The sequence below is a fragment of the Chlorogloeopsis sp. ULAP02 genome (assembly GCF_038404745.2).
Classification (GTDB): domain Bacteria; phylum Cyanobacteriota; class Cyanobacteriia; order Cyanobacteriales; family Nostocaceae; genus Chlorogloeopsis.
Genome location: NZ_JAYKTT020000026.1, coordinates 1 through 2,514, shown reverse-complemented (window position 1 = coordinate 2,514; position 2,514 = coordinate 1). Strand labels below are relative to the sequence as shown.

Below are 2,514 nucleotides of genomic sequence, written 5' to 3'. Positions count from 1 at the left end.
CTGATGCCATAATTTTCTCCTAACCCTGGGGCGTATCTGCAAACTACAAAGTTTATTTCAGGATTAAGTCTTGGCTTTTCTGAAGAATATTAATTTCTTAAAAATACTTGACAAATAGACTTTGATAATGTACAGAATATTTGCTGTTAAACGCGATCGCGAAGTGGCACTCCAGAGAAAAGCATTATCTGCATCAGCCTCAGATGTAGAGGATCTGATTTTCCATCTCGTCTGCGGTTGTGCTGTTTAGAATTGCAAGTAGCCTACGGACAACCTCCTGATATGGATTTCTCACAGCAATGATGATCCCATAGTGCATCCTCTCTTGCTCGAAATATTCCCGTGCAAGATTCTCAAAATCTGTCCGATTGTGTGTAAGAATTGCTGCTCTTTGACTCGTAGCATATTCCAATTGTTCTGCATCGGTTTTGCCAAGCTGTTCTGCTTGCTGTGCGGTAGTTGCCTCAAAGCCACGAGAGCGCAGCAGACTGGCTACAAGCACATCAACATCTTCATCCAAATAAACGTGAATAAAGATATCAATCATGCTTACCGAACTCGTGGATCGATTAGCTCATTAGGAATGCGATTACGGTCAATATAATCATTGATTTCTGCTTGGTGATCTAAGTAATAACTTAAAGCATCGAATACTTGCGACAAAGTCAAGTGTGGCAGGCGATGAGGAATTTCCTCTGGTGAAACCCCAAGTCGCCACATTTCTACAATCGCTCGAACCGGAGTCCTTGTTCCTTTGATAATTGGTTCACCACTCAGAATCTCACTATTTCTGACAATATGACAGTGTTCGGTTGCTTGAAACATAAAGTTTTGCCTATTGATGAGCTATTTCTTGTAATCTTAGCGTTTTATGTTATTGCCCTCTTCCTGGTTTGCAATCTGCAAAACCTAATGCCTCTGTATCAAGGAAACTAGCGATTCTCTTTCAGAGACACTACGTGAACACCATTTCAATTACCGCTTCGACTGGATACTCAATTTCAGTAGCACGAGCAATCAGAGCTTGTCGAATTCGCTCAGGTAAACGCCCTAAGATGACTTCGGCATCAGCAGGAGAAAGTTGCTCTTGACATAGGTTCACCTTTCGGGTGGAATTTGGACGTTTATCTAATTCAGCAGAGCTTCATATTTGTCATGCGCACCAATCCAGAACCAATAATAATCTTCACCCTTTTTCAAAGCCAATGCTCGATAATCACTACTAACACGCGCAGACCACAGATTCTTGCCTACCTTTTTAAAGCATATGCTTCCCAAAAGTCAGGTGTTGCGAAGGACTTCATCGAGATCTCTGACTCTGTTAGCTGCAATATCTGCCTCTGCTTTGGCAATTAGCTTGTCTAGTTTAGCTGATGCTAAATCGTCTCCAATTTGCCGATCCCACATCTCATCCAAATACTCTTGCAACCAAACTGAGAGTTGACGAACATCGTCTTCGGGCAACTGTCTAATAGCTGCTTCAATTTCTGGTAAGGTAGTCATAGGAAAAAATTGCGCTACAGATTGACTCTATAGTATCGCAATCAAGTTTGGCTCTGGGTCTGAGTGGCAAGCCTAACGTACTGCCTCATAAATAACCTCGCATTAACTTGATTTTGGTTACTAACAGATAAGGTGAATGCACAGCCCAACCAAGTATTTGAGTTAACGACCCCGTTCACCCGCCGCAGATAACCTCTCACACTCAACCAACAATCTCGATACGGTCGGTGTGCAACGGGATTGTTCGACCGCTTTATGTGGCAGGGTTTTGATATCGGTACAAAACATGCGGCTCATTGTGATGAATAATGTTGCTCTCGTAGGTAAATCCTAATTTTTGCATCACCCTCTCTGATTGCTTGTTATCAGTCAACGTAAAGCAGACAACGTTTGAATAATGAAACTGCTCAAATGCTACCGATAAGGCTTTTTGCCCGATCTCTACCGCTAACCCTTTTCCCCAATACTCAGGCATCAACGCATATCCTAGTTCAACTTCTTCATTCGCGTTTACTACCACCTTGCGGATTCCAGCACGTCCAGTAAAGGAACCCGTTGCTTTATCAAACAACATCCACAGCCCATGACCGTACTGCACCCACTGTTCGCAATTCCAGTACAATTTTTCTACAGCTTTTCCTGGATTCCAAATTCCTCCCAAGGTTGCCATAACTCTCGAATCACGACCCATTTCAAACCACAGGTTCCAGTGAGATTCACAAACCCTTTCACCTCTTAGTCTTGATGTTTCAATGATCTCAATTTGCATCTGCTGAAATCAACTCTTACGATCGCCTTACCGAGATTACACTATCGACTCACTGATCAACTCAAAATTACCCCCAAACGACTGAAACGAAGCGGTCGAACTATTGATTATACGGAATACTTCCATATAACCACCCTGTATGGGGTATTTATACAGACACTTTCCGTATAACACGTCTAATACAGACATTATACGGAATACTTCCATATAACCACCCTGTGTGGGATTTATACAGACATTTT

General features: G+C 42.4%; 4 protein-coding genes and 1 pseudogene. All 5 read right to left on the bottom strand.

What is annotated here, in order from left to right; genetic code table 11:
• Window positions 1–199: 199 nt before the first annotated feature.
• A complete protein-coding gene (locus tag U2718_RS13030) occupies window positions 200–547 on the bottom strand; it encodes a DUF5615 family PIN-like protein (RefSeq protein ID WP_341997248.1) in 348 nt (115 codons plus the stop codon).
• Window positions 548–549: 2 nt separating this feature from the next.
• Window positions 550–825 (bottom strand): DUF433 domain-containing protein, encoded by a 276-nt coding sequence (locus tag U2718_RS13025; RefSeq protein ID WP_341997251.1) that lies wholly within the window; start codon window positions 823–825, stop codon window positions 550–552.
• A gap of 49 nt (window positions 826–874) precedes the next feature.
• Window positions 875–1,102, bottom strand: a pseudogene (locus U2718_RS13020) (hypothetical protein).
• A gap of 179 nt (window positions 1,103–1,281) precedes the next feature.
• On the bottom strand, window positions 1,282–1,503 hold the full coding sequence (locus U2718_RS13015) for a hypothetical protein (RefSeq protein ID WP_341997253.1): 222 nt from the start codon (window positions 1,501–1,503) through the stop codon (window positions 1,282–1,284).
• 253 nt (window positions 1,504–1,756) lie between these two features.
• The gene (locus U2718_RS13010) at window positions 1,757–2,272 is read right to left on the bottom strand and encodes a GNAT family N-acetyltransferase (RefSeq protein WP_341997254.1); all 516 of its coding nucleotides are present in this window, start codon (window positions 2,270–2,272) and stop codon (window positions 1,757–1,759) included.
• Window positions 2,273–2,514: the final 242 nt, after the last annotated feature.